Origin of the sequence: Lactobacillus jensenii DSM 20557 (assembly GCF_001436455.1) — a bacterium.
Classification (GTDB): Bacteria; Bacillota; Bacilli; order Lactobacillales; family Lactobacillaceae; genus Lactobacillus; species Lactobacillus jensenii.
This window is the reverse complement of the sequence record NZ_AYYU01000072.1, coordinates 1-504: the sequence shown is the minus strand read 5'-3', so window position 1 is coordinate 504 and position 504 is coordinate 1. Positions and strand designations below refer to the sequence as shown.

At 30.6% G+C, this 504-nt stretch carries 1 protein-coding gene; it reads left to right on the top strand.

Going from position 1 to position 504, the window contains the following annotated elements; all coding sequences use genetic code 11:
• Positions 1 to 504: restriction endonuclease subunit S (locus FC45_RS07490; protein ID WP_162257478.1), on the top strand; the 504-nt coding region annotated here is incomplete at both ends.

Here is a 504-nt window from a genome sequence, read left to right as displayed (position 1 = left end):
GATTTCGTGGGTTTGATGAGCCTTGGAAGAACAAAAAATTTTTAACTTTTTCATCTAAAATTACAAAAAACTCTACTTCAGATGATATTGATTTTCCAAGAATTGAATTTGAAAATATCGTTTCTGGTGAAGGGAAATTAGCTCAGAATCGTTCCAAACTTAATCATATAAAATCAGGAATTAAATTTGATAAAGGTGATATTCTTTTTGGTAAATTGCGACCTTATCTTAAGAATTGGTGGCTAGCTGAATTTCCAGGTGTTGCAGTCGGAGACTTTTGGGTTATTCGTGCAAAAGATAATCGCTATTTTTTATATTACTTAATCCAAGCACCATTATTTGAAAAAGTTTCCAATTATACAACAGGTACAAAAATGCCTCGTTCAGATTGGAATTACGTATCAAATACTTTTTTCAAACTACCTAAAATCGACGAACAAGAAAAAATTGGTAGAATTTTAGATAAAGTTGATTCTCTTCTTTCTCTTCAACAACGAAAATTAG